This window comes from Kitasatospora sp. NPDC040550, from assembly GCF_055594965.1.
The window spans coordinates 1-26,851 of the sequence record NZ_JBVIWC010000051.1 but is presented as its reverse complement, the minus strand read 5'-3'; the positions used below and the strand labels follow the sequence as shown (position 1 = coordinate 26,851).

The following is a 26,851-nucleotide window of genomic DNA, read 5'->3' as shown; positions in this document are numbered from 1 at the left end:
AACGCTCGGCTGGGAAACCCCAGCCGAGCGCCTGCATAAACTCATCGCGGCCTAGACAACCGACCACGTGTTGCAACGACCCCTAGAAACCGCCCCCCAGGCCCGGGGCACCGCCATGTCCGCACCGCCCGCGCTACTTCCTCAGCTTCCAGACCGGGGCGGCGGCGATCGCCCGCATCTGGTCATCGGTCAGCACCGGGGCCTTGCGGGTCGCCGGGCCGGTCTGGGTGCCGCTGTTGAACGAGCTGATCACCACCCGCAGGCCGTCCGGGTGCAGGGTGTCGACGGTCCACATGCCCACGCCCGGCTTGTCACTCCCCTGGCGGACGACCACCTTGGTGCCGTCCGGCAGCGTGCTGGCGTCGCCGAACAGGGAGTTCCCCCGGTCACCGCTCCAGTCCTGCACGTTGAGCTGCACCATGGACCTGCCCTTGCCGTCGTCCAGCACGAAGTTGGCGTAGCCGAAGCCGTCGCCGCCGGGCTCCGTCTCGGCCAGCCCGCTCGGCAGCAGCTCGGCGACGGTCTGCAGGATCTCCTGCGCGCTGTACTCCTTGGAGGTGTCGCGCACCGGGACCGGCTTCGGCTCCGGGATCGCGGCGATCACCGGGTCCCAGGACTTGTCGGTGACGATCGCCCTCAGCTGGTCCGGCGACAGCGGCGGGGCCGGCCGGCTGTCCGGCGCGCCCTTCTCGGCCGGGGAGTTCCACTCCGACAGCTCGACCTGCCGGCCGTCCTGGCCGATCAGCTTGGCGTTCCACCACTTGGTGGTGGCCCGCTTGTCCGGGTACTCGTAGCCCTGGAGGACGGTCAGCGACCCGCCGCCCGGCACACTCGTGCTGGAGCAGGCGTCGTACGGGACCAGCTTCTTGTCCGGGCAGGCGTTCTGCGCCCGGTTGGGGTCGTTCGGCGCCAGCCGGGTGAGCGAGATGCCCATCGCGGCCTTGCCCCGGCCGTCGTCGAAGAGCAGGGTGGCGCCCGCGTTCACTCCGCCGCCCGGCTTGCCGGACGGCGGCTCGGTGCCGGTGCCCTTGCCGTCGGTGACCTGGCCCTTGGGCAGCAGGGCCTGGAAGGCGGCCAGCACCTCGTCGCCGCTGACCGCCTTCGGGGTGGGCGTACCGGTCGAAGCCGGGGTCAGAGCGGAGCTCGTGCCCGCACTCCCCGACGCGGCCCCGGTGGAGGCGGCCGCCGGCGTGGCCACACCGGACGGCGAGCCGGACCCGGTCAGGTACACCGCTCCGGTGCCCACCAGGGCCAGCGCGGCGGCGCCGCCCACCACCGCGGCGGTCGAACGGCTGCGCCAGCGGCGGCGGCCGCGCTGGTACCCGCCCGCGACCATCCCGGCCTGGTCGGCCTGCTCGGGGCGGAATCCCTCACCGGTGCGGGTGAGGGCGTAGAGGAGATCGTCCTCGAACTTGTCCTGCTCGGGCATGGCGGATCACCGTCTCCTTGCGTCGCGGAAGTGCCGGGGAAATGAGGGGTGGGCGGGGCGTACCGGTGGGCGGGACGTTTCAGCGGGCCGTGAGCTCGGCCAGCGAGTCGCCGAGCAGGGTGCGCAGCCGGGCCAGCGCCCGGGTGGTCCTGGTGCGGACCGCGCCGGAGGAGAGCCGCAGCGCCTCGGCGGTCTGCTCGACACTGCGGTCCTCCCAGTAGCGCAGCACCAGCACGGCCCGGTCCGCGGCGGACATCCGCCCCAGCGCGTCCAGCAGGGTCAGCCGCAGACTGCTGTCCGCGTCCTGCCCGGCCGCCTCCGGCAGCGCCTCGGTCGGGCGCTCGCCGCTGGAGCGGCGGCGCTGCTGGGCGAGGAAGGTGCGCACCATCACGGTGTGGGTGTAGGCCGCCGGGTTGTCGATCCGGTGGCGGCCGCCGGTGAAGGCACTGCGCCGCCAGAGCACGTACATCCGGCTGAGGGCCTCCTGCACGAGGTCCTCGGCGTAGTGGGTGTCGCCGCTGGTGAGCAGACAGGCCGAGCGGTAGAGGTGCCCGGTGCGGCTGGAGACGAGTTCCAGGAACTCCGCGTCCTTGGCCTCCCGGCCGCCCCCGATCCACCCCATGTGCCCGTCGCTCCCCCGCGTCCGTGTGCCCCGCCGACACTTGATGGATGCGGTGGACCGGCACCGGTGTTACAGGCGTTCCCCGGGTATTTCCCGGACCCCGCAGGGCCGCGCGGGCGGGCGGGTCAGTCGGCGGAGCCGCGGCGCCGGTCGCGCAGCACGACGCCGCCGCCGATCAGCAGGGCGACCAGCAGCGCGCCGACGCCGACCACGTAGGTGGCGGTACGGCCGTCGCGGTCGGCCTGGGTCTCGCCGAGGCCGACCGGGGCCGGCACGATCGGGGCCGCGGCCAGCCGTACGGGGGCGTCCTGGGCGGGCTCGGACGGCGGGTCCTCCGGCGCCGTGGTGACGGCCTTCACCGGGTCCACCACGCCCCAGCCGACGAACCGGTTCGGGCCGCGCTCGGTGCGCTGGGCGGTCTGCTCGATCCAGGCCCGCACCTGGGCCGGCGTCCACTTCGGGTGCGCGCCGACCAGCAGCGCGGCGAGCCCGGCGACGTACGGGGCGGCGAAGCTGGTGCCGTTGTCCACGCACTGGCCGCCGCCGGGCACCGTGGAGAGCATCTCGACACCGGGCGCGGCGACCTTCACGAAGGAGCCGTACTGGGAGAACGGGGCGCGCTCGTTGTTGCGGTCGGAAGCACCCACGGACAGCACGGTCGGGAAGGCGCCCGGGTAGGTGTCGCCCTCGTTGCCGTCGTTGCCGCTGGAGGCGACCACCACGACCTTGTTCTGCTCGGCCCGCTCGATGGCGGCCTTCAACTCCTGGTAGCCGCCGAACCGGGCGTCGCCCGCGCCGCGCACGTCCTGGGAGATGTTGATGACCCCGACGTGCCTGTCGACCGCGTCGTTGATGGCCTTGGTCAGGGTGGAGACGTCGCCGTTGCCCGCGCTGTCGTTCTGCCGGATCGCGTAGATCCTGGCGTCGGGGGCCAGCCCGACGAAGCCGGTCCGGTCGCTGCGGCCGGCGGCGATGATGCCGGCCACCTTGGTGCCGTGGCCGACCGTGTCGGTCAGGGAGGTACCGTCGACGGCCTTGTTGCTCTGCTTGTCGATGAGCAGGCTGGGCCCCACGTCCACCCTGCCGTGCAGCTGCGGGTTGGTGTCGTCCACCCCGGTGTCGATGACGGCGACCGTCACGCCGTTGCCGGTGGTCGCCCCGCCCTGCCAGAGCTGGTCGAGCAGGATCCGCTGCAGCGACCACGGCACGGTCGGCACGTCGGGCGCCGGCCGGGGGCAGTCACCGGCGGCGGCCAGCCCGGGCCCGCCGTCCGCGTGCGCGGGGGCGGCCGGCGAACCGCCCAGCACCGTGAGCGCGGCCAGCGCCGCGGCCGTCCTGCGGATCCCGCGTCCGGACACCCTGCCACCCCTCATGTTCGCCACCCCGTGCCGCGCGCCGAAGGGCGGGCGCCCGGTTGCCGGGCGCCCGCCCCTGTCGTTCCCGTCCGGGGACGGTCGGTCGACTACTGCTGCCAGAGACCGGCGTTCTTCTTCTCGGTCGCGTTGTAGCTCTGCGCGGCGCTCTCCAGCGAACCGGAGATCTTGGCGCAGGTGTCCTTGAGGTCCTGGGCGGCGGAGTCCCACTTGGCCTGCTGGGCGTTGTAGCCCTGCTGGGCCTGGCCCTGCCAGCCCTGGGAGATCTTGGTGACCTCCTTGCGCAGGTCGGACAGCATGCCCTCGATCTTGTTGGCCGAGTTCTGCACGTCCTGCGACGCCTGGTGGAGGGTCTGGAAATTGACGAGGATGTGGTCGGTCACAATGTCTCCCTTGACGAGGATGCGGAGCACCCGGCGCTCAGCCGCGGGCGCCCCGTCGAACGGACGGTCGGAACAGAGTGCTGGTCAGCTCTTCGACGCTCAGCCCTGCGGGCCGAACAGCGCCTTCTGCTCCTCTTCCGCGCTCGCGTAGTGCTTGGTGGTCAGCTCGATGGCGTGCTTGATCGCGGTCAGCGACTTGCGCAGCTCGTCGACGTCCGTGTTGACCTTGCCCTGCAGCACCTTGTAGGCGTCCGCTGCCTGGCCCTTCCAGCCACTGGTGATGTTGTCGACCGTGGTCTGGAGCGCCTTGCGCTCCGCCTCGATCTGGCCGATGGCCGTCTCGATCTTCCCGGCGAAGTCCGTCATCTCCTGCGCGGTCACCGTGAACTGGCCGTCACTCATGCTCCACCATCCCCCATGAGACAAACATTGTGTGTACGCAGGGCCCCCCGGGGCCCCGCCGTCGCATCACCCGTGTGATGTCCAGCAGCACTGTAGTCGGCACACGCAACTCGCCCAACATCGAGCGCCCACTAGTTACCAGACCATGACACTGGGGCCAATTCCGTTGCCGGGCTTGGCCGATCAGGCGTTCTGCGGCTGCGCGGCGCTCTTCGCGGTCAGCGGCGGGCCGGCCGGGACCAGGTTCGACCACTCCTTGGGCACCGGCAGCGGCTGGACGTTCTGGTAGCCCAACCGCGCCTGGTTCCCGCCGGGTTGGTCGTCCGGGTTCTGGGTCGGCTGGCCGCCCGCGCCGGGGTTCTGGGCGCCGGGCGCCGGGGTCGCCGCCTTCGGCGCACCGCCGGCCGACGCCGACGGGCTGGGGCCGTGGCCGCCGTCGCTGTTGGCCGGGACGGAGTAGCGCAGGCCGGTCTCGGTGATCAGGAAGTCGGTGCCGGAGCCGTCGGCCGCACCGGCGTTGGCGTTCGCACCGGCGTTGCCGTTCGCACCGGCATTGGCGTTGGCGTTGCCGTTCGCATTGGCGGCCGCCGTCGCGGCGGCAGCGGCCGCGTTGTCCACGGCCCGGTAGAACAGACCGTGGCCGGGCGTCACGTACGCCGCGCCCGCGCCGTTGTTGTACGCCGCCGGGTAGGAGGTGCCCGCCCAGACGCTGCGCTTGGGCGTGCGGCCGTCCTCGGCCATGCCGTCGAAGGTGCTGCACACCACCTGGCGGGGGTCCTGCCGGTCCGTCCAGTTGTTCACCGGCGCACCGGACTTCACCGGCCAGTCGTCCGGCGTGTTCGGCAGCCGTACGTCCGTGTTGAACCTGGACTGGTCGTCCGGGGTCATCTCGTCGCTGCGCGGCCGCTTGTCCTGGTCGTACTTGTAGAGCATCTGGTAGGCCGGGTTCTGCCGGATCAGCTCCGCCTGGAACGGGGTGATCAGGAAGAGGCCGTCCTTGCCGACCACGTAGTTGCGGTCCTGGTAGTGCACCAGCCGGCCGATCCGGCGGTCCGCCGCGTTGCCCAGGGCCACGTTCGAGTTGGAGCCCTGGCTGTCCGCCATGTCCTTGACGTCGGGGAAGACGATCGGGCTCGCGGGCACCAGGGTGTCCAGCCACTCCCGCTTCACCCGCTGCGGCACCGCGTTGGGCCCGAAGACCGCGGTGACCAGCGCCTTGCGCTCCTTGTCGTCGGACTTCGGCCCGATCGGGTGCTTGCGGCCCTGCGCGTCGACCAGGAACAGGCTGGCCACCGCCTGGCCCGCCGCCGAGCCGGTCGACACCTGCTGGTCGTCGGCCTGCTGCACCAGCATCAGCTGGTCCGGGCCGAGCATCCGGTCCTTCGCGGACAGCGCCGCCGCGTCCGCCCCGGCCGCCACGAACACCGCCTGGTTGACGGTCTCCCGCTTGTCGTCCGACCCCGGACGGTCGCAGACCGCCCACTTCATCGCCTGGTTCGCGTTGTCCTTGCCCGGCAACTTGTCCGGGGCGTACGGGATCCCGATGGTCGGGCCGTGGTTGGGGTAGCGGTCCAGCACCCCGTCGTCCACCACCACGACCTTGGCATCGACCGGCAGCACCAGCCGCGCCGAGGACATGTTGAGCACCTGGTGCAACCGCTTGGTCTTTCCGTCCGGGTCGGTCAGCACCACGTAGCGGGTGGTCGACTGCTTGCCCTGGATGATGTTCTTGCCGCTGTCCCACTGCAGCGGGGCGGCGGGCTTGAACACCCCCCAGAGCCCGAACCCGGCCACCACCACGGCCCCCACCAGCACGCTCGGCAGCACCGCCTTCACCGGGCGCGGCGCGTCCTCGTCACTGCCGCCGCCGGAGGGCAGCAGGAACGCCCCCACCGTGCGTTTGCGGGCGAAGGTGTACGCGTTGAGCTCGTCCCGGCGCGATGCCATCCTCGTCGTCCCCCTCTGTCAGACGTGTGCCGGCGCCGTGCCGGCGGTGCCCGGCCTCCCGTCGGCCCGACCTGCCCGTGGCCCGCACCCGCCGGGCGGGATCCGGCCCGAACCCTCTACGATGCGGCAGCAGACGGTGAGTACGGTACGGGTACGGTCCGCGAACCAGCCAGCCGGGCCGCGGCAACGGATCAGAGAGGGCCATCGGGGGATGCCAAGCCAGACCGCTCCAGAACGCCGTGCCGACGCGGGCGGCGGAAGGTCGCACCGGTCCGGGCGGGCCCGGCGCGGCGCCGCGCCCGCCGGGGCCGCGGCCGGACGGCCGCCGACGGGCGGCGAGGGCGGCCCCGTCCAGGTGCGCGTCAACCCCCGACCCGGGCTGCTCGGCGGCCGGTTGAAGCTCCAGCAGCTGGTCCTGGTCGAGGTCGCGGTCGCCCTGGTCGCGGTCGGCTGGACGATCAGCCGACCGGTCGCGGCCGGCTTCGGCGCGGTCTCGCTGGTCCTGCTGGTGCTGGCGGTCGTCCCGCTGCGCGGCCGCACCGTCCCGGACCTGCTGCGGGTCCGCTCGGCCCTCAAGTCCCGCCGCAAGCAGGCGAAGTCGCTGCTGCCGCCGCCCGGCACCGACCCGGCGCTGGCGCCCGCGCTGGAGCTGGAACCGGCACTGCGCACCTGCACCCACGCCACCGAGGCCGACTTCGGCGGCCGCCCCGTCCGCCGGGAGACCGGCATGGTCGGCGACGGCACCTTCCTCAGCTCGGTGCTGCTCGTCCAGGCCAAGGACCAGCCGCTGCGCCCGGTGCGCACCGCCCTGCCGCTGCCGCTGGACGTGATCTGCTCGGCGCTCACCGTGGACGACATCGCCCTGGAGTCGGTGCAACTGGTCCAGCACACCCAGCCCGCCCCGGCCCAGCACGTGCCGGAGCAGTCGCTGGCCGCCCGCGGCTACCGCGAACTGCCCGACGGCACCGCCACCCCCGGCCTGCGGCTGACCTGGGTCGCCCTCAAGCTCGACCCGGAGCGCGCGGCCACCGCCGTCCGGGCCCGCGGCGGCGGCGAGGAGGGCGCCCGCAAGGCCCTCCAGCGGGTCACCGACCAGCTGGCCGGACGACTCAACAGCGCCGGGTTCAACGCCACCGTGCTGGACGAGCGCGAACTGATCGCCGCCCTCGCCATCGCCACCTGCGCCAACCCGATCGCGGTGGCCGGTCGCCAGGGCACCGGCAGCGGCGGCGGCACCACCCGCCGCACCCAGGAGGGCAACCGCTTCTGGCGGATCGACGACCGCTGGCACAGCACCTACTGGATCTCCCGCTGGCCGCAGCTGACCCGCCCCGGCGGGGCGGCCGGCCGGATCGGCGCCCCGGACCTGGTCAACCTGATCACCGGCTCCCCCGCGCTGGCCAGCACGTTCAGCCTCACCGCCGGGCACGGCACCGGCGGCTCGGTCACCGTCAGCGGCCACCTGCGGGTGACCGGGCGCAGCGAGGACGAGGTCGGCGACATCGGCCGCCAGCTGGAGGCGCGGGCGCAGAGCACCGGCCTCGGACTGGTCCGGCTCGACCTCGAACAGGCCCCCGGCATGCTCGCCACCCTGCCGCTGGGAGGAACGTCCTGATGGCGTACCAGACCTACCCCGCCCCCGGTCCGACGCCCGGCACCGAGCAGCGCCGGCCGCGCCCGCGGATCCTGCCCGGCTTCGGGCTGCGCGGACCGCGCCGGGAGAAGCACGTGCTGGAGGCCGCCGACCTGGCGGCGCTGGCCTTCCCGGTCGGCGACGACGGCGTGGTGATCGGCGTCGACCCGCAGGGCCTGCCCGCGGTGCTCGGCCTGTTCCGCCCCAGCGCGTACGACCTGGTGCTGGTCGGCGGTGTGTGGACGGCGCAGGTGATCGCGCTGCGCGCGGCCGCGATCGGCGCCCGGGTCGCGGTGGAGACCGCCCGCGCCCAGCTCTGGGGGCCGATGGCGCAGGCCGCCGGCGGCGGCCAGCCGTGCGTGACGGTGCACCAGGTCGGGCGGCTCGGCCCGCAGGGCGCCTCGGTGGCCTCGCCCGTCCTGGTGGTGCGCGACCTCGGCGCCCGCCCGCCGCGCACCCGGCTCTCCGCCGCCCCCTGGCAGACCACGCTGACCCTGCTGCCCTACCTCGGCCCGAACGCCTCCCGGGTGCTCAACGCGGCCGACCTGGTCGGGGTGCAGCGGATCATGCCCCAGGAGGCGGAGGTGGTCGGCCGGGTGCTGTCGCTGCCGCCGGAGGACGTGGCCGCGCTGCCCGGCCTCGGCGACGACCTCACCCTGTGGGCCACCCGGATGCGGCGCCAGTACGTCCGGACGGTGGCCGGCCAGGCCGAACAGCAGGTGCTCGGCGGCCCGCGCCGGATGGACTGAGGGGCGCGTCCGGGCCGGTCGTTCCCGGTCCGGAACCGAAGCCGCCTTCAACAGGGGCAGCCGAACGGCCTAGTCTTTGTTGCGGCAACGGCACCGCTGAACAAGCGGCGGCGAACACGAGGGAGCCCTAGTGAGCAGCGATCGGGACGGCGTCTACGTCGGCGACAACGCGGCGGAGGACGACGACGACTGGTCCGACGCGCCCGATTACACTCCCCCGTCCTGGTACGTGCAGTCGGGCCCGGCGGCGGCGCCCGCCGCGCCGGCCCCGGGGGCTGACGCCGCGGCGGCCGGGGCTCCGACGCCGGAGTCGGCCGCGCCCGCACCGGCCCCGGTGCCGACGGCCGGCCAGGCACCCGCGGCACCCCAGCCCGCCCCTGCTCCCCAGCCGCTCGCGGCTCCCGCACCGGACCCGGCCCCGGCCCCGGTCCCCGCCCCGGCCCCCGCACCCGCCCCGGCGGCCGAGCAGGCGTCCCTCGCCGCCCCGGTGCCGCCGGTCGCGCCCGTGCAGGCCGAGGCGCAGCACGTCCCCTTCCCGGCGGCGGCCCCGGCCGTGACGCCGGAGCAGCCGCAGGCGCCGGTCGCCGCCCAGCCCTGGCCGCCGGCGGCGGAGGCACCGGCCCAGCCGAGCGTGCCGCAGCCGTACCCGGCGGCCCCGCCGCTGCCGCAGCCCGTACCGTCCGCCCAGGCCGTACCGTCCGCGCAGCCCGCGCAGCCCGGTCCGCCGGTGCCGCCGCAGCAGTTCGCGCAGCAGCCGCCGGCCCAGCCCGGGCCGCCCCAGGGCCCGACCGCTCCGGCGGCGCCGCTGGACCCGCAGCTGAGCTGGGACCCGCAGGCCGCCTGGGCCGCCCAGCAGGCGGCCGCCGCCCAGCCCCAGCCCCACCCCGGCCAGCCCTACCCGGAGCAGCCCGCGCAGCCGCAGCCCGTCCAGCCGCAGCCCGCGCCGCCCGCTCCGGTGGACCCGCGCCAGGGCGGCTGGCCGCAGCCCGGCGCCTACCAGCAGCCGGCCGCCGCCCAGCCCCAGCCCCACCCCGGCCAGCCCTACCCGGGGCAGCCCGGCCAGCCGCAGCAGCCCGTCCCCGCCCAGCCCTGGCCGCCGCAGGGCGGCGCGGCCACGCCGCCGCCCGCCGCGTTCCAGCAGGCCGCCGCCCCGCAGCAGACCGCTCACGGGGCGCCGCTCGGCTACACCGCCGCCGTCGAGCTGTCCTCGGACCGGCTGCTGCGCAGCCAGCCCAAGCAGCAGCGCCAGCAGCCGCGGTTCCAGTTCGGCGGCAAGGCCGCGGCGGCCGAGAAGGCCCGCAAGCTGGAGATCATCCGCACCCCGGTGCTGAGCTGCTACCGGATCGCCGTGATCAGCCTCAAGGGCGGTGTCGGCAAGACCACGACCACCACCGCGCTCGGCGCGACCCTGGCCAGCGAGCGCCAGGACAAGGTGATCGCGATCGACGCCAACCCGGACGCCGGCACCCTGGGCCGCCGGGTCAAGCGCCAGACCGGCGCGACCATCCGCGACCTGGTGACGGCCATCCCGCACCTGCGCAGCTACATGGACATCCGTCAGTTCACCTCGCAGGACCTCAACTCGGGCCTGGAGATCCTGGCGAACGACGTCGACCCGGCCGTGTCGACGACCTTCAACGACTCGGACTACCGCCAGGTCATCGAGGTGCTGGGCCGCCAGTACCCGATCATCCTGACCGACTCCGGCACCGGTCTGCTGTACAGCGCGATGCGCGGGGTGCTGGACCTCGCCGACCAGCTGATCATCGTCTCCACCCCGAGCGTGGACGGCGCCTCCAGCGCCTCCACCACGCTGGACTGGCTCTCCGCGCACGGCTACGCGGACCTGGTGCAGCGCAGCATCACGGTGGTCTCCGGGGTGCGCGAGACCAGCAAGATGATCAAGGTCGAGGACATCGTCGCGCACTTCCAGACCCGCTGCCGCGGCGTCATCGTGGTGCCCTTCGACGAGAGCCTGGCGGCCGGCGCCGAGGTCAACCTCGACATGATGCGGCCCAAGGTCCGCGAGGCGTACTTCGAGCTGGCCACCCTGGTCGGCGAGGACATCGCCCGGGCCCAGCAGGCGGCCGCCCAGCAGGCCGGCTGGCAGCAGCAGGCACAGGCGGGCTACCAGCAGCCGGGCCGGCCGCAGCCGTACGCCGACCCCCAGCAGCAGGGCTACCCCGGCCAGCCCGCCCCGGGCGCGCCGTGGGCGCCGCAGCCCGGCCAGGCCCCGCCGCCCCCGCCCGGGTACGGCTACCCGCAGCAGCCCCCCGCCCCCGGCACCCCGTGGCCGCAGCAGCCCGGCGCCCCGCAGTGACGAAACGGAAGGGCCCGCCGACTCGACGTCGGCGGGCCCTTCGGCGTTCCCCGGCAGCGGCGGCCGGGGAGGGCTCAGGCCTCGGTCAGCTCCCGGGCGCGCTTGACGTCGTCGGCCATCCGGTCCAGCAGCGCCTCGATGGAGTCGAACTTCTCCATCCCGCGCAGGTAGGCCAGGAAGTCCACGGCCACGTGCAGCCCGTACAGGTCCAGCCCGACCCGGTCGATGGCGTACGCCTCGACGGTACGGGCGGTGCCGTCGAAGGTCGGGTTGGTGCCGACCGAGATCGCCGCCGGCATCCGCTCGCCCTCAGCGGTCAGCCAGCCCGCGTACACGCCGTCGGCCGGGACGGCGCTGTGCGGCACGGTCTCCACGTTGGCGGTCGGGTAGCCGAGTTCGCGGCCGCGCTGCGCGCCGCGCACCACCACGCCCTCGACCCGGTGCGGGCGGCCGAGCACCTCGTTGGCGCCGGCCATGTCCCCGGTCTCGACCAGGCGGCGGGTCAGGCTGGAGGAGAACGGCTCGCCGTCCCCGGCCGTGCCGGACACCTGGAGGTCCACCACCTCGACCTGGAAGTCGTCCGCCCCGCCCAGCTCGGCGAGCAGCGCGACGTCGCCCGCGGCCCGGTGCCCGAAGCGGAAGTTGGGGCCCTCGATCACCACCCTGGCGTGCAGCGCGTCCACCAGCACCTGCCGGACGAAGGTCTCCGGGGACTCCTGGGAGAACTCGGTGGTGAACGGCAGCACCAGCACCGCGTCCACGCCGAGTTCGGCGATCAGCTCGGCCCGGCGCGGGTGCGGCGCGAGCAGCGGCGGGTGGCTGCCCGGGCGGATCACCTCGCGCGGGTGCGGGTCGAAGGTCACCACGACCGAGGGGAGGCCGAGTTCACGGGCCCGCTCGACGGCCCGCCCGATGATCAGCTGATGCCCGCGGTGCACCCCGTCGAACGAGCCGATGGTGACGACGCTGCGTCCCCAGTCACCGGGGATCTCCTCCAGGCCACGCCAGCGCTGCACCCGACTGCTCCTTGTTCCGTACGGTGCGTGCCCTCGGCACGCTCAAACGCTCACAACCGAACCCCTATAGCGTGCCATGCGCCTGCCCCGGCTCAGGCACCGGAATGGGGGTTGGGCGCACCGGCGCGCGGACGGCCCGCACGGCCGCCGTCCGCTCGGCCTCGGCGGCGGCGTACTGGGCGTCCCGGCCGGCCGCCACCAGGGCCCGCATCCGGGCCAGCCGGGGCCCGTCCGGGGCGGTCGGGGCGGCGTCGGTCGGCCACCGGGCGAGCAGCCGGGCGAAGGCCGCCGAACGCCCCGCGCAGCGCACCAGCAGCTCGTCCGCGCCCGCCAGCCCCGGCACCGCCCGGGCCAGCACCGCGCGCGCCCGGGCCGGGTTCTCGGCCGCGCAGTGCTCGGCGAGGCGCTCCACGGCCGCGGTGAGCACCGCCCGGTCGACCTCGGTGGCGAGCAGGGTGTCCAGCAGCTCGCAGCGCAGCGCGTCCGCCGCCGGGTCCGCCACCGGGACGGACAGCGCCTCGGCGAAGGGCGTGCGGACCGCCGCCGCGGGGGCGGCCAGGACGCCGCCGAGCAGCACCCGCAGCTCCAGCCGGGCGGCCGGCCCGTCGATCGCGGCCCGCCCCAGCCGACGGCCGAGGTAGTCGACGGCGACCGGCCCGGCCAGCGCCGGATGGCGGCGCAGCAGCCGGGCGGCCAGGTCGGCGCTGCGCCGGGCGGCCACCGGGGCACGGGCGTCGGCCAGCACCCGCAGGGTCTCGGCGGGGGCCGCGCCGGGCCCCGCCAGGGCGTCGGCGAGCGCGGCCAGCACGGGCTCCGGGTCGCTCTCCAGGGCCGGGGCGAGGGCGCGCGCGGTCAGGAAGGCGTCACCGCCCGCGCGGTGCAGGGCGAGCGCGGCGTCCAGGTGCCCGGCCCGGGTCACCGGGTCGGCGACCAGCAGGGCCAGCGCGGCGCCGTGCAGGGCCGGTTCGTCCTCGCGGGCGAGCAGGGTCAGCGCGGTGAAGCGCAGCAGTTCGGCCCCGGCACCGCTCGCGTACGGGGCGGTCCGCAGCGCGTGCACGGCGGCCGCGACGTGCCGTTCGGGCCGGCGGTCGTGGCTCCAGCGGTCCACCGCGCGGCAGAGCGCGGACGGCTCCTCGGCGGCGAGCACGGTGAGCAGCGCGTCCGCCCGCGGGTGCGCGGCGTCGGCCAGCACGTCGGCCAACTCGTCCAGGGCGGCGCGGCGGTGGGCGTACAGCAGGTCGTGGGCGAGGTCCGCCACCGTACGGCCCGGGCGGCCCGGCAGGCCGGCCGGGTCGTCGAACCAGGCGCAGAGCAGCGGGAACACCGCGACCGGGTCGGCGCGCAGCCGTTCGGCCGTCGCCGCGAGGAACTGCCGCTCCGGGCCGTCGGCGGCCACCAGGCGGCGCAGCAGGGCGAGTTCGGCCTCGACGGGCAGGCCGAGACCGGTCCAGAACGCGGGGTCGAAGCGGTTCAGGCCGTCGACCGCCTCCCAACCGCCCGCGGTGGCCGCCCGTTCGGCCGTCCGGCGGGCCAACTGCTGGAGCAGCGCCAGGTGTTCGGCCGGGTCGGGGCTGGCGGCGAGTCCGGCGGTGAGCAACCGGGCCGCCCACCAGGCGGGTTCGCTGCCGGGCGGGCGCAGGTCCAGCGCGCGCCAGATCCGGTGCAGCCACGGGTCCAGGGCGGTCGCGCCCCAGGTCTCGGCGACCCGGCGCAGCGCGGCGGTGACCGGGCCGATCCGGTGCCGGGGGACGGCCGGTGCGGGGCCCTGCGGCCCGGGCGGGGTGTCCTCGGCCTCGCCGAGCAGCATCCGCAGCGCCGCGTCCAGGTCCAGGTGCCGGCCCTGCAGCCAGTCGGCGAACTCGCCGTGGGCGAAGCGGAAGCCGGGCCCGGCGGGGACGAACAGCCCCTCGGCGAGCACCGCCGTGGCCCAGCCGCCGTCGACCGGGAACAGCTCCTGGAAGGCCGCCCGGCCGAGCGCGCCCGGCTCCTCCCCGAGCATCCGCCGGGCCGCCTCGTGCACCCGTCCGGCCACCGCCGCCGCGAGCCGGCGCACCCGGCCCCGACGCGGCCCGGCGGGCCGGGCGGCGCCCCGGCGGTGGGCGCCCGGGCTGCGCGGCCGGCCGTCCTCGGCCAGCCGCTGGGCCACCCGCAGGCAGCGCAGGTCCAGGTGGGCGCCGAACAGTTCGCTGCGCAGCGCCGGCCCGTCGTGCAGGCCCTGTGCCCACAGCTCGCCGGCCAGCCGGACGGCCAGCGGGTGCCGGGCGTCCGCGGCGGCGGCCGGGCGGCCGGGCGGCAGCCCGTAGCGGCGGCGCACCCGCTCGGCCGCCTCGGCGGGCAGCGGGCCCAGCCGGTGCCCGGCCAGGGTCGGGGTGCCGGGGCCGCCGCCGTCCATCCGGACGGTGGGGGCGCTGGCGAGGTCGCCGTTCGGGCCCGGTTCGGCCGGACGGGGGACGGCACCGGCGCCGCTGCCCCAGGGCTCGGCCACCAGCCGTTCCCAGAGCTCCTCGCCGCAGGCGGTGAGCAGGCGTGCCCCGCAGCCGGTGAGCCACTGCCCGGCGCCGCGCAGCCAGCGCGGGTCCAGTTCGGCCGGGGCCTCCTCGGGGCCGTCCAGGACGACCAGCAGCGGGCGCCCGGCCGCCGCGCACAGCGCCGCCACCGGCTCCGGCGCGGGCGCCGGGGTGTCGAGCTCGGCCGCGGCGGCGGCCAGCGCCCGCTCCACCGCCTCGGCGAGCGAGCGGTCCTCGGCGCGCAGGTCGGCGCCGCGCAGCCAGAGGGTGGGCAGCGGCCGGGCGCCGTCGCAGCGGCGGGCGGCCAGTGCGGCGAGTTCGGTGGAGCGGCCGCTGCCGGGGGCGCCGACCAGGGCGATGACGGTCGCCTCCGGCTCGTCCCCGGCCAGGCCGTCCGGCCGGTCCACCCGGTCGGCGGCCAGCCCGGCCACCCGGCCCGGCCCGGCCCCGGCGGCGGCCAGCTGGGCGGCGGTCAGCCGCAGCACCCCGGCCAGGTTCAGCGCCGGGCCGTACCCGGGCACCGCCGCCGCGTTGCGCGCCAGCAGTTCGGCCAGCGCCGGCGCGACCACCGCGCCGCCCCCGGCGGGCACCGCCCACAGGGCGCCGCCGTACGGCCCGATGGCGGCCGCCCCGCCGTACTGCGCTCCCCCGTACTGCGGCCCGCGCAGGGCGGGCGCGGCCAGCGCCACCACCGCCCCGCTGCGGGCGTCCAGCACCGGTGAGCCGGCCGGCACCACGACCCCGGCCACCGCGGGCACGTCCAGCACCGGCACCCCGGCCAGCAGGTGCCCGCCGTACGCGGCGCCGCCGACGCCCAGCAGTCCGCAGCGCAGCACCACCGCCCGGCCCTCCTCGCCGGTCAGGGCGGGCAGCAGCACCTCGTGCCCGGCGCCCACCGCGGCGACCGGCAGCGGCGGGACGGGGAGCCCGCCGACCGCGTCGGTGCGCAGCAGCGCCAGCCCGTGCTCGGGCAGCGGCAGCACCGCGTCGGCACCGAGCACCCTGGTCTGTCCGCCAGGGGTGTGCAGCACCAGCCGGTCCAGGCCCGCCACGGCCTCGTGCGCGGTGAGCACCCAGCCCTGCGGGTCGGCGGCGAACCCTAAGCCGTGCAGCCGCCCGTTGAGGTCGCGGATCCGCAGCAGGTACCGCCCCGGATCGCCCTCCGCAAACCCCGGCATGGAACCCCCTCGCCCGTCGAGCGGGCCCGTCGCCCGCTCGCCGCCGGGAGCCTGCCCCCCGCAGGGGCGCCCCGACCGCGCCCGCGCCGTTCACCACGGCGGTTCACCTCGCGCGCTCCCCCGTGCGGGTGACGCCCCCCGTTCGGGTGAAGGACCCCGCCGGGGGAACCCCGGACGGGACGCGCAACCCCCGCCGGGAGGGCTCCCAACGGGGGTTACGGTACGACGGAGGGCCGCCTCAGCCGACGAACACCGCGACCGGCTTCGCCTGGCCGCCCTTCTCCTCGACCAGCGCGAGGAAGCGCCCGTCCGGCCCGAACACCGCGATCGGCCCGTCCACGCCCAGCCCGGGCGCCTTGAGCCGGGAGCCGTGCGACAGCTTCTCCGCGGAGGCCTCGTCCAGGTCCCAGCGCGGGAACGCGGCCGCCGCGGCCGCCCCGATCGGCAGCACCTCCAGCCCGGTGGCGGAGTCGCCGGTGACCGACTCCTCCAGCTGCTCCAGGGTGCGCGCCGACTCCACCCCGTACGGCCCGACCTTGGTACGGCGCAGCGCCGTCAGGTGCCCGCCGACGCCCAGCCCGGCGCCCAGGTCGCGGGCCAGCGCCCGGATGTAGGTGCCGGAGGAGCACTCCACGGTCACATCCAGGTCGATCACCGGCGTGCCGTCCTCGGCGACCGCCGCGCGCTGCTCGTGCACGGTGAAGGAGTGGATGGTGGTGGGCCGGGCGGCGAGCTCGAAGTCCTCGCCCTCGCGCACCCGCGCGTACGAGCGCTTGCCGTCGATCTTGATCGCGCTGACCTTCGACGGCACCTGCATGATCTCGCCGGTGAGCGCCGCGATCCCGGCGTCGATCGCCTCCCGGGTGACGCCGTCCGCCGGGGCCGAGGCGGTGACCTCGCCCTCGCGGTCGTCGGTGACGGTGGTCTGGCCGAGCCGGACGGTCGCCTCGTAGGTCTTGGCGGTCAGCATCAGGTGGCCGAGCAGCCGGGTGGCCCGCTCGACGCCGATCACCAGCACGCCGGTGGCCATCGGGTCCAGCGTGCCGGCGTGCCCGACCTTCCTGGTCCCGGCCAGCCACCGCAGCTTGGCGACGACCCCGTGGGAGGTGATGCCCTCGGGCTTGTCGACGATCACCAGGCCGTCCGGGCCGGTGCCTTTGCGCTTCATCGGGTTCTTTCTCTGGAACGTGCGGGAGTTGCTCTACGGGAAGGTCAGTGGAGTGGCCGCAGCGCGCCCCGGAACCGCTCGACCACCGCGGCGACGTCCTCCCGGGCGGAGAAGCCGGCCGCGAAGACGTGCCCGCCGCCGCCCAGTTCACCACAGGCCGCGGCGACGTCCACCGCGCCCTTGGAGCGGGAGGAACCGCGCAGCGTGCCGTCCGGGTCCTGCTTGAGCACCAGGGCCACCTCGGCCTCGGCCGGCCGCCGCAGGATGTCGATCAGCCCCTCGATCTCCTCGACGGTGACGCTGAACAGCGCCAGGTCCTGGTAGGGCACCCAGGTCCACACCAGACCCAGCCCCTCGGCCGCCTCCGGCTCGTAGACGGCCCGGTCCAGGGCGGCCGCGAGCACCTTGAGGTAGCCGAAGGAGGAGGTGTCCCACAGCTGCCGGGAGATCAGGTCGTGCCGGATGCCGGTGGCCAGCAGCCGCCCGGCGAGTTCGTGGGTCGCGGGCGTGGTCGCCCGGTACTTGAAGGAGCCGGTGTCGGTGGCGACCCCGGTGTACAGGCAGGTGGCCAGCTCCTGGTCGAGCTCGACGCCGAGCCGGCGCAGCAGTTCGTCCACCAGGACGGCGGTGGCCGGCGCGGTCGGGTCGATCAACTGGTGGGTGCCGAAGCCCGGGTTGGAGGCGTGGTGGTCGAACACCACCAGGACGGGCGCGGCGAAGGCCTTGTCGTGCAGCAGCCCCAGCCGGCTCTGCGCGGCGACGTCGAAGCAGAGCACCAGCTCGGGCACGTCCGGCACCTCGGAGGCCGGCACGATCAGCTCCTGGCCGGGCAGGAAGGCCAGCGACTCGGGCACGATCTGCGGGTCGTCGCCGAAGGAGACCCGCACCTGCTTGCCGAGCGCGCGCAGCGCCAGGGCCGCCGCCAGCGAGGAGCCCAGCGCGTCGCCGTCCGGGCAGATGTGGCAGATCAGGTCGATCGAGCGGGCGCGCCCGATCTCCGCCACCACCTGCTGCCAGATCAGCTCGAAGCCGCTCTCCTCGGCGCGCGGGCCGGGGAGCGCCGCGAGGGCACCCTCCACCGTGCTGGTGGAGGACGCCCCCGTGGTCGATCCGGCTCGCGAGGCGGCCTGCGCCGGCTCACCCGCCATGTCTACTCGTCCTCGTCGTCACGCTCGGACGCCGGAACCTTGTACGGGTCCGCGTCGCCGGCGTAGGTCGCACCCGCGGCGGTGGTGCGCACCGCCGCGTCGATGGCCTTGGCCCGGTCGAGCAGGTCGTCGATGTTCCGGGCGTTCTCCGGCAGCGCGTCCGCGACGAAGGTCAGCGTCGGGGTGAAGCGCACCCCGATCTTGCCGACCTCGGAGCGGATCACGCCCTTGGCGCTCTCCAGCGCGGCCGCGGTGGCCTCGCGGTCGGTGTCGTCACCGAAGACGGTGTAGAAGACGGTGGCCTCGCGCAGGTCGCCGGTCACCCGGGTGTCGGTGATGGTCACGAACCCCAGTCGCGGGTCCTTGATCCGCCGCTCCAGGGTCTGGGCGACGACCACCTGGATGCGGTCGGCGAGCTTGCGCGCCCTAGCGGTGTCGGTCACGTTGCCTCCTCGTGCAATGGGCCCGGTACCCGGGAGAGCTGCGCACCCGTCGGGGCCCACGCCCCAAAGTACCGGCCCGCGCCCGGCCTTGCGGGCGCTCTCGGTCCTGATCCGTGTGAGAACGGCGACTTCCGCCGGCCGGCTCCACGGTCCTCATTCGTCGTCGTCGTTGTGGTAGCGCCTCCTCGCGGAGAGGAGCTGCACCTCGGGGCGGCCGGCGACCAACCGCTCACAGCTGTCCAGGACCTCGGTGACGTACCCGGCTTCGCCGGAGACCACCGCGAGGCCGATCTCGGCCCGGCGGTGCAGGTCCTGGTTCCCGGTCTCGGCAGCGCACACGCTGTACTTGCGCTGCAGTTCGGCCACGATCGGCCGCACGATCGAACGCTTCTCCTTGAGCGAGTGGACGTCGCCCAGCAGCAGGTCGAAGGTGAGTGTTCCCACGAACATGTATGACAGGTCTCGCCGACCTGGAAGGCCTCGGGATGTCGGCGCGGAACCGGCCGACACCCCAGGACCCTACACAGCGAGACCGGGGCCGGTCGACGGAAATACCACCCGTCGACCGGCCCCGGTTGACACCGACTAGGCGCGCGGCTTCTCGCGCATCTCGTAGGTCTCGATGATGTCCTCGACCTTGATGTCGTTGAACGACCCCAGGGTGACACCGGCCTCGAAGCCCTCGCGGACCTCGGTCGCGTCGTCCTTGAAGCGGCGCAGACCCTCGATGGTGAGGCTCTCCGCCACGACCTTGCCGTCGCGCAGCAGGCGGGCCTTGGCGTTGCGGCGGATGATGCCGTCGCGGACCAGGACACCGGCGATGTTGCCGAACTTGGAGGAGCGGAAGACCTCGCGGATCTCCGCGGCGCCGAGGCGCACCTCCTCGTACTCCGGCTTGAGCATGCCCTTGAGGGCGTTCTCGATCTCCTCGATCGCCTGGTAGATGACCGAGTAGTACCGGACGTCCACGCCTTCCTTGTCGGCCGCGGCGCGCGCACGGCCTTCGGCGCGCACGTTGAAGCCGATGATGATGGCGTCCGAGCCCATCGCCAGGTCGACGTCGGACTCGGTGATCGCACCGACGCCGCGGTGCAGCACCCGGAGCTCGACCTCCTCGCCCACGTCCAGCTTGACGAGGGCGTCCTCGAGGGCCTCGACCGAACCGGAGACGTCACCCTTGATGATGAGGTTGAGCTGCTCGATGGAGCCGGCGGCGATGGCCTTGTCCAGGTCCTCCAGGGACACCCGGACCCGACGCTGCGCGAAGGCGGCGTTGCGGTCGCGGGCCGAGCGCTTCTCGGCGATCTGGCGGGCGGTGCGGTCCTCGTCGACGACGATGAAGCTGTCGCCGGCGCGGGGCACCGAGGTCAGACCGAGCAGCAGCACCGGGCGGGACGGGCCGGCCTCGGCGAGGCTGTTGCCGTTCTCGTCCAGCATGGCGCGGACGCGGCCGTAGGCGTCGCCCACGACGATCGAGTCACCGACGCGGAGGGTACCGCGCTGGACCAGGACGGTCGCCATGGCGCCGCGGCCCTTGTCCAGGTGGGCTTCGATCGCAATACCCTGCGCGTCCTGGTGCGGGTTGGCACGCAGGTCGAGCGAGGCGTCCGCGGTCAGGACCACGGCCTCCAGCAGCTGGTCGATGTTCAGACCCTGGCGCGCGGAGATGTCGACGAACATGGTGTCGCCGCCGTACTCCTCGGCCACCAAGCCGAACTCGGTCAGCTGGCCGCGGACCTTGGTCGGGTCGGCGCCCTCGACGTCGATCTTGTTGACGGCGACCACGATCGGCACACCGGCGGCCTTGGCGTGGTTGAGCGCCTCGACCGTCTGCGGCATGACACCGTCGTTGGCCGCGACCACCAGGATCGCGATGTCGGTGGACTTGGCACCACGGGCACGCATGGCGGAGAACGCCTCGTGACCCGGGGTGTCGAGGAAGGTGATCGGGCGCTCTTCGCCGTTCACGATCGTCGCCACCTGGTAGGCACCGATGTGCTGGGTGATGCCACCGGCCTCGCCGGCCACCACGTTGGACTTGCGGATCGCGTCCAGCAGTCGGGTCTTACCGTGGTCGACGTGACCCATGACGGTGACGACCGGCGGGCGCGGGGCCAGCTGGTCCTCGTCGCCCTCGTTGGCACCGAAGTCGATGTCGAACGACTCCAGCAGCTCGCGGTCCTCGTCGTCCCGGCTGACGATCTCCAGCTGGAAGCCCATCTCGTCCGCCAGCAGCTGCAGCGTGGCGTCGGAGACCGACTGGGTCGCGGTGACCATCTCACCGAGGTTGAACATGACGGAGACGAGCGCGGCCGGGTTGGCGTTGATCTTCTCCGCGAAGTCCATCAGCGAGGCGCCGCTCGACAGGCGAACGGTCTGGCCGTTGCCGCGAGGCAGCATCACACCGCCGACGGACGGGGCCTGCATGGCCTCGTACTCCTGGCGCTTCGCCCGCTTCGACTTGCGACCGCGAGCCGGGCGACCGCCCGGGCCACGACCGAAGGCACCCTGCGTGCCACCACGGGCACCCGGGCCACCGGGACGACCGCCGAAGCCGCCGGGACGGGGGCCGAAGCCGCCGCCACCACCGGGGGCGCCGCCACCCGGACGCGGACCGCCGAAGCCGCCGCCACCGGCCGGACGCGAGCCCGGACCGGCCGGACGACCCTGGAAGCCCGGACGGGCGCCGCCGCCACCGGGACCGGCCGGACGGCCGCCGGGGCCACCCGGACCACGGCCACCGGGGCCCGGACGCGGGCCGGCCGGACGCTGCGGCATCATGCCGGGGTTCGGACGCGGCATGCCCGACGGGGTCGGCGCGCCGGGGCGCGGACCGGCCGGACGCGGCATGCCGTCGGGACGGGGGGCACCACCGGGACGCGGAGCACCGGCACCCGGCGCACCACCCGGACGCGGACGGTCGCCACCGGGACGCGGGGCGCCACGGTCGGCACCGGGAGCGCCACCCGGACGCGGACGGTCGCCGCCCGGACGCGGGGCGCCACGGTCGGCACCGGGAGCACCGGCCGGACGCGGACGGTCGCCACCGGGACGCGGACGGTCGCCGCCCTGCGCGCCCGGGGCACCCGGACGGGCACCCGGCGCGCCCGGACGGCGGTCGCCGGGGCGGGCCATGCCGGTCGCGCTGCCCGAGGTGAACGGGTTGTTGCCCGGACGCGGGCCGGCCGGACGCGGGCCCGGACGGGCGCCGCCGGAGGCCTGGCCGCTCGGGCGCGGGGCCTGGGTGGCCGGACGCGGGGCGTCGGCACCGGCCGGAGCCGGCGAGGAGAACTCGGCCGCGGGAGCGGCCGGGGCCGCCGGGGTGGCCGGACGCGCGGCCGGGCGCGGGCCCGGGGTCGGCGCACCCGGACGGGTGGCGGCGGGAGCGGCCGGAGCCGCGGGGGCGGCCGGGGCGGCGGGAGCCGCGGCGGCCGGGGTCGGACGGGGACCAGGGGTCGCGGCAGGCCGCGGACCCGGGGTCGGGGCACCCGGCTTGGGTGCACCCGCGGCGCCTGCCGCGGGCTGGGGCGCCGCGGGCTTCCGCGGGCCAGGCTTGGCAGCACCACCAGTGGGGGCCACACCAAGCGCGTCAGTCAACTTGCGCACGACCGGCGCCTCGATCGTCGAGGACGCCGAACGGACGAACTCACCGAGCTCGGTGAGCTTGGCCATGACGGCCTTGCTCTCCAAGCCAAGCTCCTTGGCGAGTTCATAAACCCGGACCTTAGCCACTTCACTCCTGTCTATGAGTCCGGGGGTCTCGTCCGCCGGACTGTCGCTACTTCATGGGCGTACCCATCGCGTACTCATCGCGTACTCATCGAGTGCTCATCGCAATCTCGACCTACTTCCACATCGCGAGGTACCTGACTGGTGGCACGGCGCGCGGCTGCCCGAGCGCTGTGCTTGTTGCGGTGGTTCTCCGCCGCGGTGAGCGGCGGCCGTCACGGGTGGCGGCCCGCCTCAGGAGGCTCCGTCCGCCCGCTCCTCGATGAACCCGCGGAGCCGCTCCGTGTCGAGCGATCCCTGGAGGCGGAAGGCCCGGGGGAACGCCCGACGGCGGACCGCGAGGTCGAGGCAGGCCGGATCGGGGTGCAGGTGAGCGCCCCGGCCCGGTAGTGCGCCACGGGGATCAGGGACGCAGACGCCCTCGACCGCCGTGACACGCAACAGCTGGTGCTTGGCCGCTCGCTTGCGGCAGCCCACGCAGGTGCGTTCCGGGCGTGCTCGGACGTGCGTCCGGCCAGACGAAGGCAAGTCTACCCCTCCGAAGGGACATGGCGCCGCCCCGAAGATCCCGGAGGACCGACGGGGACGACAGGAACAACGCTCACCAGCGGGCTTCGGCCCCCTGCACCTTCACTACTGGGGCTCGGCCTGACCCTCGGTGTCCGGCCGGATGTCGATCCGCCAGCCCGTGAGACGGGCGGCCAGACGGGCGTTCTGCCCCTCCTTGCCGATCGCCAGGGACAGCTGGTAGTCCGGCACGATCACCCGCGCGGAACGCTGGGCGGCGTCCACGATCTCCACGCTCGTCACCCGCGCGGGGGACAGCGCGGCGGCGACCATCTCGCGGGGGTCCTCGGACCAGTCCACGATGTCGATCTTCTCCCCGTGCAGCTCGCCCATCACGGCGCGAACCCGGGAGCCCATCGGACCGATGCAGGCGCCCTTGGCGTTCAGCCCGGCCCGGCGCGACCAGACCGCGATCTTGGTGCGGTGGCCGGCCTCACGGGCGATCGCGGCGATCTCCACGCTGCCGTCCGCGATCTCCGGGACCTCCAGCGCGAAGAGCTTCTTCACCAGGCTGGGGTGGGTGCGCGACAGCGTCACCGACGGCCCGCGGACACCCCGGCGCACCGCGACGACGTAGCACTTGAGCCGGGTGCCGTGCCGGTAGTCCTCGCCCGGGACCTGCTCCTGCGGCGGCAGGATGGCCTCCAGCTTGCCGATGTCGACCAGCACGCTCTTCGGGTCGTTGCCCTGCTGGACGACACCGGTGACGATGTCGCCCTCCTTGCCCGCGTACTCGCCGAAGGTCTGGTCGTCGGCGGCGTCGCGCAGGCGCTGCATCATCACCTGGATGCCGATGCTGGACGCGATCCGGCCGAAGCCGTTCGGGGTGTCGTCGAACTCCTTCGGCTCGACACCCTCGTCCAGCTCCGCCGGGTCCTCCATGGCCCACACGGTGACGTGGCCGCTCTTGCGGTCCAGGTTCACCCGGGCGCGACGGCGCGAGCCCTCGGTGCGGTGGTACGCGGTGAGGAGGGCGGACTCGATGGACTCGACCAGCAGGTCGAAGGGGATGTTCTTCTCGTTGACCAGCGTGCGCAGGGCACTCATGTCGATGTCCACGGCTACGCCTCCTCGTCTTTCGTCACGTTCATGATGGTCGTACGGCGGCCGGATCACTCGGCGCCGTCGTCCCCCTCGTCGAAGTCGGCGGCCTCGTCCAGGAGCTGCTCGTCGTCCTTGCGGTTGAACTCGACCTGGACCCGGGCCCGCGCCACCTCGACGTACTCCAGACGGCGCTCCTTCGGACGGCCGCGCCCCTTCACCGGCTGCACCTCGACCAGCGCGCCGTCCTCGTCCGCCTCCAGCACCCGGGCGACCAGCTCCCCGCCGTCGACCAGGTGGATCTTGGCGAGCCGCCCCTCCGCGCGCTGCCAGTGCCGGGGCAGTTCGAGCGGGCGCTCCGCACCCGGCGAACCGACCTCCAGCAGGTAGGGCTCGTCCCCCATGACGTCCGAGGCGTCCAGGGCCTCGCCGACCACCCGGCTGAACTCGGCGATCGCGTCCATGTCCACGCCGCCGTCGGTGTCGACGTCGATCTGCACCTGCCGACGGCTGCCCGCCTTGGTGACCTTGACGTCCTCCAGGTCCAGTCCGGCCTGGACGGCCAGCGGCTCCAGCAACGCGCGCAGCCGGTCGGTGTGGGTGGTGCTCATCCGGGTGGACTCCTCGGCCGCGTCTGCTGTTGTCAGAGGTCGCCCCGTGCCCTCCGCGCCCCACGGGGCGCACACCGGGTCACGGCAGCTCGGCCCAAAGCCTAGCCGGTGAAGCCGCGAACCACCGATTCCGGACCTCCCCCGACCGGTCGCACGCCACCCACTGCGAGCAAGCTCACACCACCCCGCCCACCGCACCGAACCCCCCGGCACCACCCGCAATCGTGGGGGTTCTGCGAAGATTCAGGCCACCGAGGGCAGGCAGGGGAGGCCGCCCTCCCGTACCCGCTCCGGAGTGACCCCGATGCAGCCGCCCAGCCGACGGACCTTCCTGGCCCTCGGACTGATCACCCTGACCACCGCCTGCACCACCGACGGTGCCACAGCTCCCACCCCCGAGGACTCCGGCCCGGACACCGACCACCCCGTCCGCCTGCGCGCCGTCGCCGCCACCGACACCCTGCTGGCCGCCTACGACACCCTCCTCACCACCCCCGGCGACCGCGCCCCCCTGCTGCAGACCCTGCGCGCCGAAACCGTCCAACACCGCGCCGCCCTCGCCCAAGGCCTGCCCACCACCTCCATCCCCCCGACCCCCACCACCCCCAGCACCACCACCCCGGCAGCTCTGGCCACCCTGGAACACCAGACCGCCCAATCCCACCTCGCCGACCTCACCACCGCCCGCCCACCCCTCGCCCGCCTGCTCGCCTCGGTGTCCGCCGCCAACGCCCTGCACGCCACGGCCCTCGGCGCCCCCACCGACCAGCCCACCCCGGCCACCACCCCCACCCCGAGCAGCACCCCCACCCCCGGAACAGCCATCCCCGCCCTCCAGAAGGCCCTCAGCGCCGAACACGCCGCCGTCTACGGCTACGGCATCGTCGGCGCCCGCCTCCCCGACGACCAGCAACGCACCGACGCCCGCACCGCCTACGCCGCCCACCAGTCCCAGCGCGACGCCTGGCAACGCCTCATCACCACCCTCGGCGCCACCCCCACCCCCGCCGCCGCCGGCTACCGCCTCCCCTTCCCCGTCACCGACCCCACCACCGCCTCCAAGCTCGCCGCCCACCTGGAGACCAGCCTCACCACCGTCTACGCCGACCTGGTCGCCGACCTCCCCACGCCCCACCGCCCCACCGCAGCCACCGCCCTCCGCGACTGCACCCTCCGCGCCCACCGCTGGGGCGCCCCCGACACCCCCTTCCCCGGCATCCCCGCCCCCCTCCCCACCCAGAGCTGACCCCCACCACCCCACCCACACCGACCCCCCACCCACCTCCCACCCGCCCCAGGCGAGAGGGACGCGCTGCGGGAGGGGGCGGTGGAGGGGGTGGGTGCGGAGAGGGGCGTGACGGGTGATTTTCAGACCGCCAACGGCGCCCAACACCCCCCGATGAGAGTCGGCGGTCCGAAAATCACCCAGCCCCCGGAGCACCCACCCCCGGAACCGCCCCCGGACCCACCCACCCTCCCGAAAGCCCACCCCCACACCCCAGCCCCGCGCAGCGGCCCCCCACACCCCCGGCGGCGACAATGGACCCATGTCCGGACCCGCCCCGAAGATCACCGCCCCCACCTGGCTGACGACCACCGTCACCGCCACCCACGGCGAGCCCGGCCGCCGATGGCTCGCCGCTCTGCCGGCCACGGCCACCACCCACCTGGCCCGCTGGAACCTCACCCTCGAACGCACCCTGGACCCCGGCGGCAGCCTCAGCCTGATCGCGTACGTCCACCGCGACGACCTCTCCCCCGCGGTCCTCAAGGCCGGACTGGTCACCCCCGAGACCGCCCACGAGCACACCGCGCTCACCCACTGGGCCGGCCGCGGCGCCGTCCTGCTGCTCGACGCCGACCCCGCCGCCGGAGTCCTCCTCCTGGAGCGCCTGCACGGCGACATCCCGCTGCGCTCCCTCGCCGAGCCCAAGGCGATGCTGGAGGCCACCAGCCTGCTGCACCGCCTCTGGGTCGAGCCGCCCGCCGAACCCGCACTGCCCGGCGAACCCGCACTGCCCACCCTCGCCGACCGGGTCACGGACACCGCCGCCCGCCTCGCAGAGCACCGCACCCACCCCGCCGCGGCCGCCGCCCAGCCCCTCATCGACGAGGCCCTCGCCACCGCCCGGGCCCTGACCGCCTCCGCCGACGAGAACCTCCTGCTGCACGGCGACTTCCACCACGGCAACGTGCTCGCCGCCGACCGCGCCCCCTGGCTGGCCATCGACCCCCGCCCGCTGACCGGCGAGCGCGCCTACGACCTGGCCCGGCTCGCGCTGGACCGCGCGGACACCCTGATCGGCTCCCCCGGCGCCCCGGCCGCGGTCCGCCGCAGGCTCCAGCAACTCGCCGACGCCTTGGACGTCGACCGGGACCGCCTGCGCGGCTGGGCCCTGTTCCGCGCCGTCGACCTGGCCCTGCGCGCACTGACCACAGGCCGCCGCGAGGACGCCGAACTCCACCTGGAGTTCGCCGGTCACCTCTCCGACTAGGGCGTGTCTGACAATTCGCGTCGGATCAGCGTGCGGCGTTGGGGTGCGTGCATCGCAAGGCGGAGGAGGGAGTCCATGCGGAGCATCGGC

Annotated in this window: 21 protein-coding genes; 5 read left to right on the top strand and 16 right to left on the bottom strand. The window is 74.9% G+C overall.

Annotated features, from left to right (window positions below; all coding sequences use genetic code 11):
• Positions 1 to 133 precede the first annotated feature (133 nt).
• The 6 genes from ACZ58X_RS39630 to ACZ58X_RS39605 all read right to left on the bottom strand — a co-directional run bounded on the left by ACZ58X_RS39630 (position 134) and on the right by ACZ58X_RS39605 (position 6,156).
• Complete coding sequence (locus ACZ58X_RS39630; RefSeq protein ID WP_470338417.1) at positions 134 to 1,429, bottom strand: hypothetical protein; 1,296 nt, start codon at positions 1,427 to 1,429, stop codon at positions 134 to 136.
• 79 nt (positions 1,430 to 1,508) lie between these two features.
• Positions 1,509 to 2,051 carry a SigE family RNA polymerase sigma factor gene (locus ACZ58X_RS39625; protein ID WP_470338416.1) on the bottom strand — a complete coding sequence of 181 codons (543 nt, stop codon included), beginning with the start codon at positions 2,049 to 2,051 and terminating at the stop codon, positions 1,509 to 1,511.
• Positions 2,052 to 2,176: 125 nt separating this feature from the next.
• Entirely contained in the window at positions 2,177 to 3,409 is a 1,233-nt protein-coding gene (mycP, locus tag ACZ58X_RS39620) for a type VII secretion-associated serine protease mycosin (RefSeq protein WP_470338415.1), read from the bottom strand.
• A 104-nt stretch (positions 3,410 to 3,513) separates the two neighbouring features.
• Positions 3,514 to 3,807: a WXG100 family type VII secretion target gene (locus ACZ58X_RS39615; RefSeq protein WP_470338414.1), complete on the bottom strand. Its 294-nt coding sequence runs from the start codon at positions 3,805 to 3,807 to the stop codon at positions 3,514 to 3,516.
• Between the two features lie 99 nt (positions 3,808 to 3,906).
• Complete coding sequence (locus tag ACZ58X_RS39610; RefSeq protein WP_470338413.1) at positions 3,907 to 4,209, bottom strand: WXG100 family type VII secretion target; 303 nt, start codon at positions 4,207 to 4,209, stop codon at positions 3,907 to 3,909.
• A 183-nt stretch (positions 4,210 to 4,392) separates the two neighbouring features.
• Positions 4,393 to 6,156 (bottom strand): type VII secretion protein EccB, encoded by a 1,764-nt coding sequence (locus tag ACZ58X_RS39605; protein ID WP_470338412.1) that lies wholly within the window; start codon positions 6,154 to 6,156, stop codon positions 4,393 to 4,395.
• A gap of 211 nt (positions 6,157 to 6,367) precedes the next feature.
• On the opposite strand from ACZ58X_RS39605, the gene eccE reads away from it, so the two are divergent.
• The 3 genes from eccE (at position 6,368) to ACZ58X_RS39590 (ending at position 10,858) form a co-directional block, all read left to right on the top strand.
• On the top strand, positions 6,368 to 7,771 hold the full coding sequence (gene eccE, locus ACZ58X_RS39600; RefSeq protein ID WP_470338411.1) for a type VII secretion protein EccE: 1,404 nt from the start codon (positions 6,368 to 6,370) through the stop codon (positions 7,769 to 7,771).
• Entirely contained in the window at positions 7,771 to 8,538 is a 768-nt protein-coding gene (locus ACZ58X_RS39595) for a hypothetical protein (RefSeq protein ID WP_375896051.1), read from the top strand. Before eccE ends, ACZ58X_RS39595 begins: the two co-directional genes overlap by 1 nt.
• Positions 8,539 to 8,668: 130 nt before the next feature.
• Positions 8,669 to 10,858: a MinD/ParA family ATP-binding protein gene (locus ACZ58X_RS39590; protein ID WP_470338410.1), complete on the top strand. Its 2,190-nt coding sequence runs from the start codon at positions 8,669 to 8,671 to the stop codon at positions 10,856 to 10,858.
• A gap of 74 nt (positions 10,859 to 10,932) precedes the next feature.
• On the opposite strand, the gene ACZ58X_RS39585 is transcribed toward ACZ58X_RS39590, so the two are convergent.
• The 10 genes from ACZ58X_RS39585 to rimP all read right to left on the bottom strand — a co-directional run bounded on the left by ACZ58X_RS39585 (position 10,933) and on the right by rimP (position 24,266).
• On the bottom strand, positions 10,933 to 11,874 hold the full coding sequence (locus ACZ58X_RS39585; protein ID WP_470338409.1) for a bifunctional riboflavin kinase/FAD synthetase: 942 nt from the start codon (positions 11,872 to 11,874) through the stop codon (positions 10,933 to 10,935).
• 64 nt (positions 11,875 to 11,938) lie between these two features.
• Positions 11,939 to 15,559 carry a serine protease gene (locus ACZ58X_RS39580; protein WP_470338408.1) on the bottom strand — a complete coding sequence of 1,207 codons (3,621 nt, stop codon included), beginning with the start codon at positions 15,557 to 15,559 and terminating at the stop codon, positions 11,939 to 11,941.
• 238 nt (positions 15,560 to 15,797) lie between these two features.
• The gene (truB, locus tag ACZ58X_RS39575; protein WP_470338407.1) at positions 15,798 to 16,727 is read right to left on the bottom strand and encodes a tRNA pseudouridine(55) synthase TruB; all 930 of its coding nucleotides are present in this window, start codon (positions 16,725 to 16,727) and stop codon (positions 15,798 to 15,800) included.
• A gap of 44 nt (positions 16,728 to 16,771) precedes the next feature.
• Positions 16,772 to 17,875, bottom strand: coding sequence for a DHH family phosphoesterase (locus ACZ58X_RS39570; RefSeq protein ID WP_470338406.1), 1,104 nt, complete (start codon positions 17,873 to 17,875; stop codon positions 16,772 to 16,774).
• 2 nt (positions 17,876 to 17,877) lie between these two features.
• The gene (gene rbfA, locus ACZ58X_RS39565; protein ID WP_387936145.1) at positions 17,878 to 18,318 is read right to left on the bottom strand and encodes a 30S ribosome-binding factor RbfA; all 441 of its coding nucleotides are present in this window, start codon (positions 18,316 to 18,318) and stop codon (positions 17,878 to 17,880) included.
• Between the two features lie 153 nt (positions 18,319 to 18,471).
• On the bottom strand, positions 18,472 to 18,768 hold the full coding sequence (locus ACZ58X_RS39560; protein ID WP_030289887.1) for a DUF503 domain-containing protein: 297 nt from the start codon (positions 18,766 to 18,768) through the stop codon (positions 18,472 to 18,474).
• 135 nt (positions 18,769 to 18,903) lie between these two features.
• Positions 18,904 to 22,050 (bottom strand): translation initiation factor IF-2, encoded by a 3,147-nt coding sequence (infB, locus tag ACZ58X_RS39555; RefSeq protein WP_470338405.1) that lies wholly within the window; start codon positions 22,048 to 22,050, stop codon positions 18,904 to 18,906.
• A gap of 231 nt (positions 22,051 to 22,281) precedes the next feature.
• On the bottom strand, positions 22,282 to 22,575 hold the full coding sequence (locus tag ACZ58X_RS39550; RefSeq protein ID WP_470338404.1) for a YlxR family protein: 294 nt from the start codon (positions 22,573 to 22,575) through the stop codon (positions 22,282 to 22,284).
• A 105-nt stretch (positions 22,576 to 22,680) separates the two neighbouring features.
• On the bottom strand, positions 22,681 to 23,673 hold the full coding sequence (nusA, locus tag ACZ58X_RS39545) for a transcription termination factor NusA (protein ID WP_470338403.1): 993 nt from the start codon (positions 23,671 to 23,673) through the stop codon (positions 22,681 to 22,683).
• A 53-nt stretch (positions 23,674 to 23,726) separates the two neighbouring features.
• Positions 23,727 to 24,266, bottom strand: coding sequence for a ribosome maturation factor RimP (gene rimP, locus ACZ58X_RS39540; RefSeq protein WP_380407037.1), 540 nt, complete (start codon positions 24,264 to 24,266; stop codon positions 23,727 to 23,729).
• 304 nt (positions 24,267 to 24,570) lie between these two features.
• On the opposite strand from rimP, the gene ACZ58X_RS39535 reads away from it, so the two are divergent.
• Positions 24,571 to 25,512 (top strand): ferritin-like domain-containing protein, encoded by a 942-nt coding sequence (locus ACZ58X_RS39535; RefSeq protein WP_470338418.1) that lies wholly within the window; start codon positions 24,571 to 24,573, stop codon positions 25,510 to 25,512.
• A 301-nt stretch (positions 25,513 to 25,813) separates the two neighbouring features.
• A complete protein-coding gene (locus ACZ58X_RS39530; RefSeq protein WP_470338402.1) occupies positions 25,814 to 26,761 on the top strand; it encodes an aminoglycoside phosphotransferase family protein in 948 nt (315 codons plus the stop codon).
• The last annotated feature ends 90 nt before the right edge of the window (positions 26,762 to 26,851 follow it).

Coding starts and splice junctions, on each gene's coding strand:
- eccE (WP_470338411.1), top strand. CDS start 6,368: ATGCCAAGCCAGACCGCTCCAGAACGCCGTGCCGACGCGGGCGGCGGA.
- ACZ58X_RS39535 (WP_470338418.1), top strand. CDS start 24,571: ATGCAGCCGCCCAGCCGACGGACCTTCCTGGCCCTCGGACTGATCACC.
- ACZ58X_RS39595 (WP_375896051.1), top strand. CDS start 7,771: ATGGCGTACCAGACCTACCCCGCCCCCGGTCCGACGCCCGGCACCGAG.
- ACZ58X_RS39610 (WP_470338413.1), bottom strand. CDS start 4,209: ATGAGTGACGGCCAGTTCACGGTGACCGCGCAGGAGATGACGGACTTC.
- rimP (WP_380407037.1), bottom strand. CDS start 24,266: ATGAGCACCACCCACACCGACCGGCTGCGCGCGTTGCTGGAGCCGCTG.
- ACZ58X_RS39625 (WP_470338416.1), bottom strand. CDS start 2,051: ATGGGGTGGATCGGGGGCGGCCGGGAGGCCAAGGACGCGGAGTTCCTG.
- truB (WP_470338407.1), bottom strand. CDS start 16,727: ATGAAGCGCAAAGGCACCGGCCCGGACGGCCTGGTGATCGTCGACAAG.
- ACZ58X_RS39560 (WP_030289887.1), bottom strand. CDS start 18,768: ATGTTCGTGGGAACACTCACCTTCGACCTGCTGCTGGGCGACGTCCAC.
- ACZ58X_RS39570 (WP_470338406.1), bottom strand. CDS start 17,875: ATGGCGGGTGAGCCGGCGCAGGCCGCCTCGCGAGCCGGATCGACCACG.
- ACZ58X_RS39530 (WP_470338402.1), top strand. CDS start 25,814: ATGTCCGGACCCGCCCCGAAGATCACCGCCCCCACCTGGCTGACGACC.
- ACZ58X_RS39630 (WP_470338417.1), bottom strand. CDS start 1,429: ATGCCCGAGCAGGACAAGTTCGAGGACGATCTCCTCTACGCCCTCACC.
- ACZ58X_RS39580 (WP_470338408.1), bottom strand. CDS start 15,559: ATGCCGGGGTTTGCGGAGGGCGATCCGGGGCGGTACCTGCTGCGGATC.
- ACZ58X_RS39605 (WP_470338412.1), bottom strand. CDS start 6,156: ATGGCATCGCGCCGGGACGAGCTCAACGCGTACACCTTCGCCCGCAAA.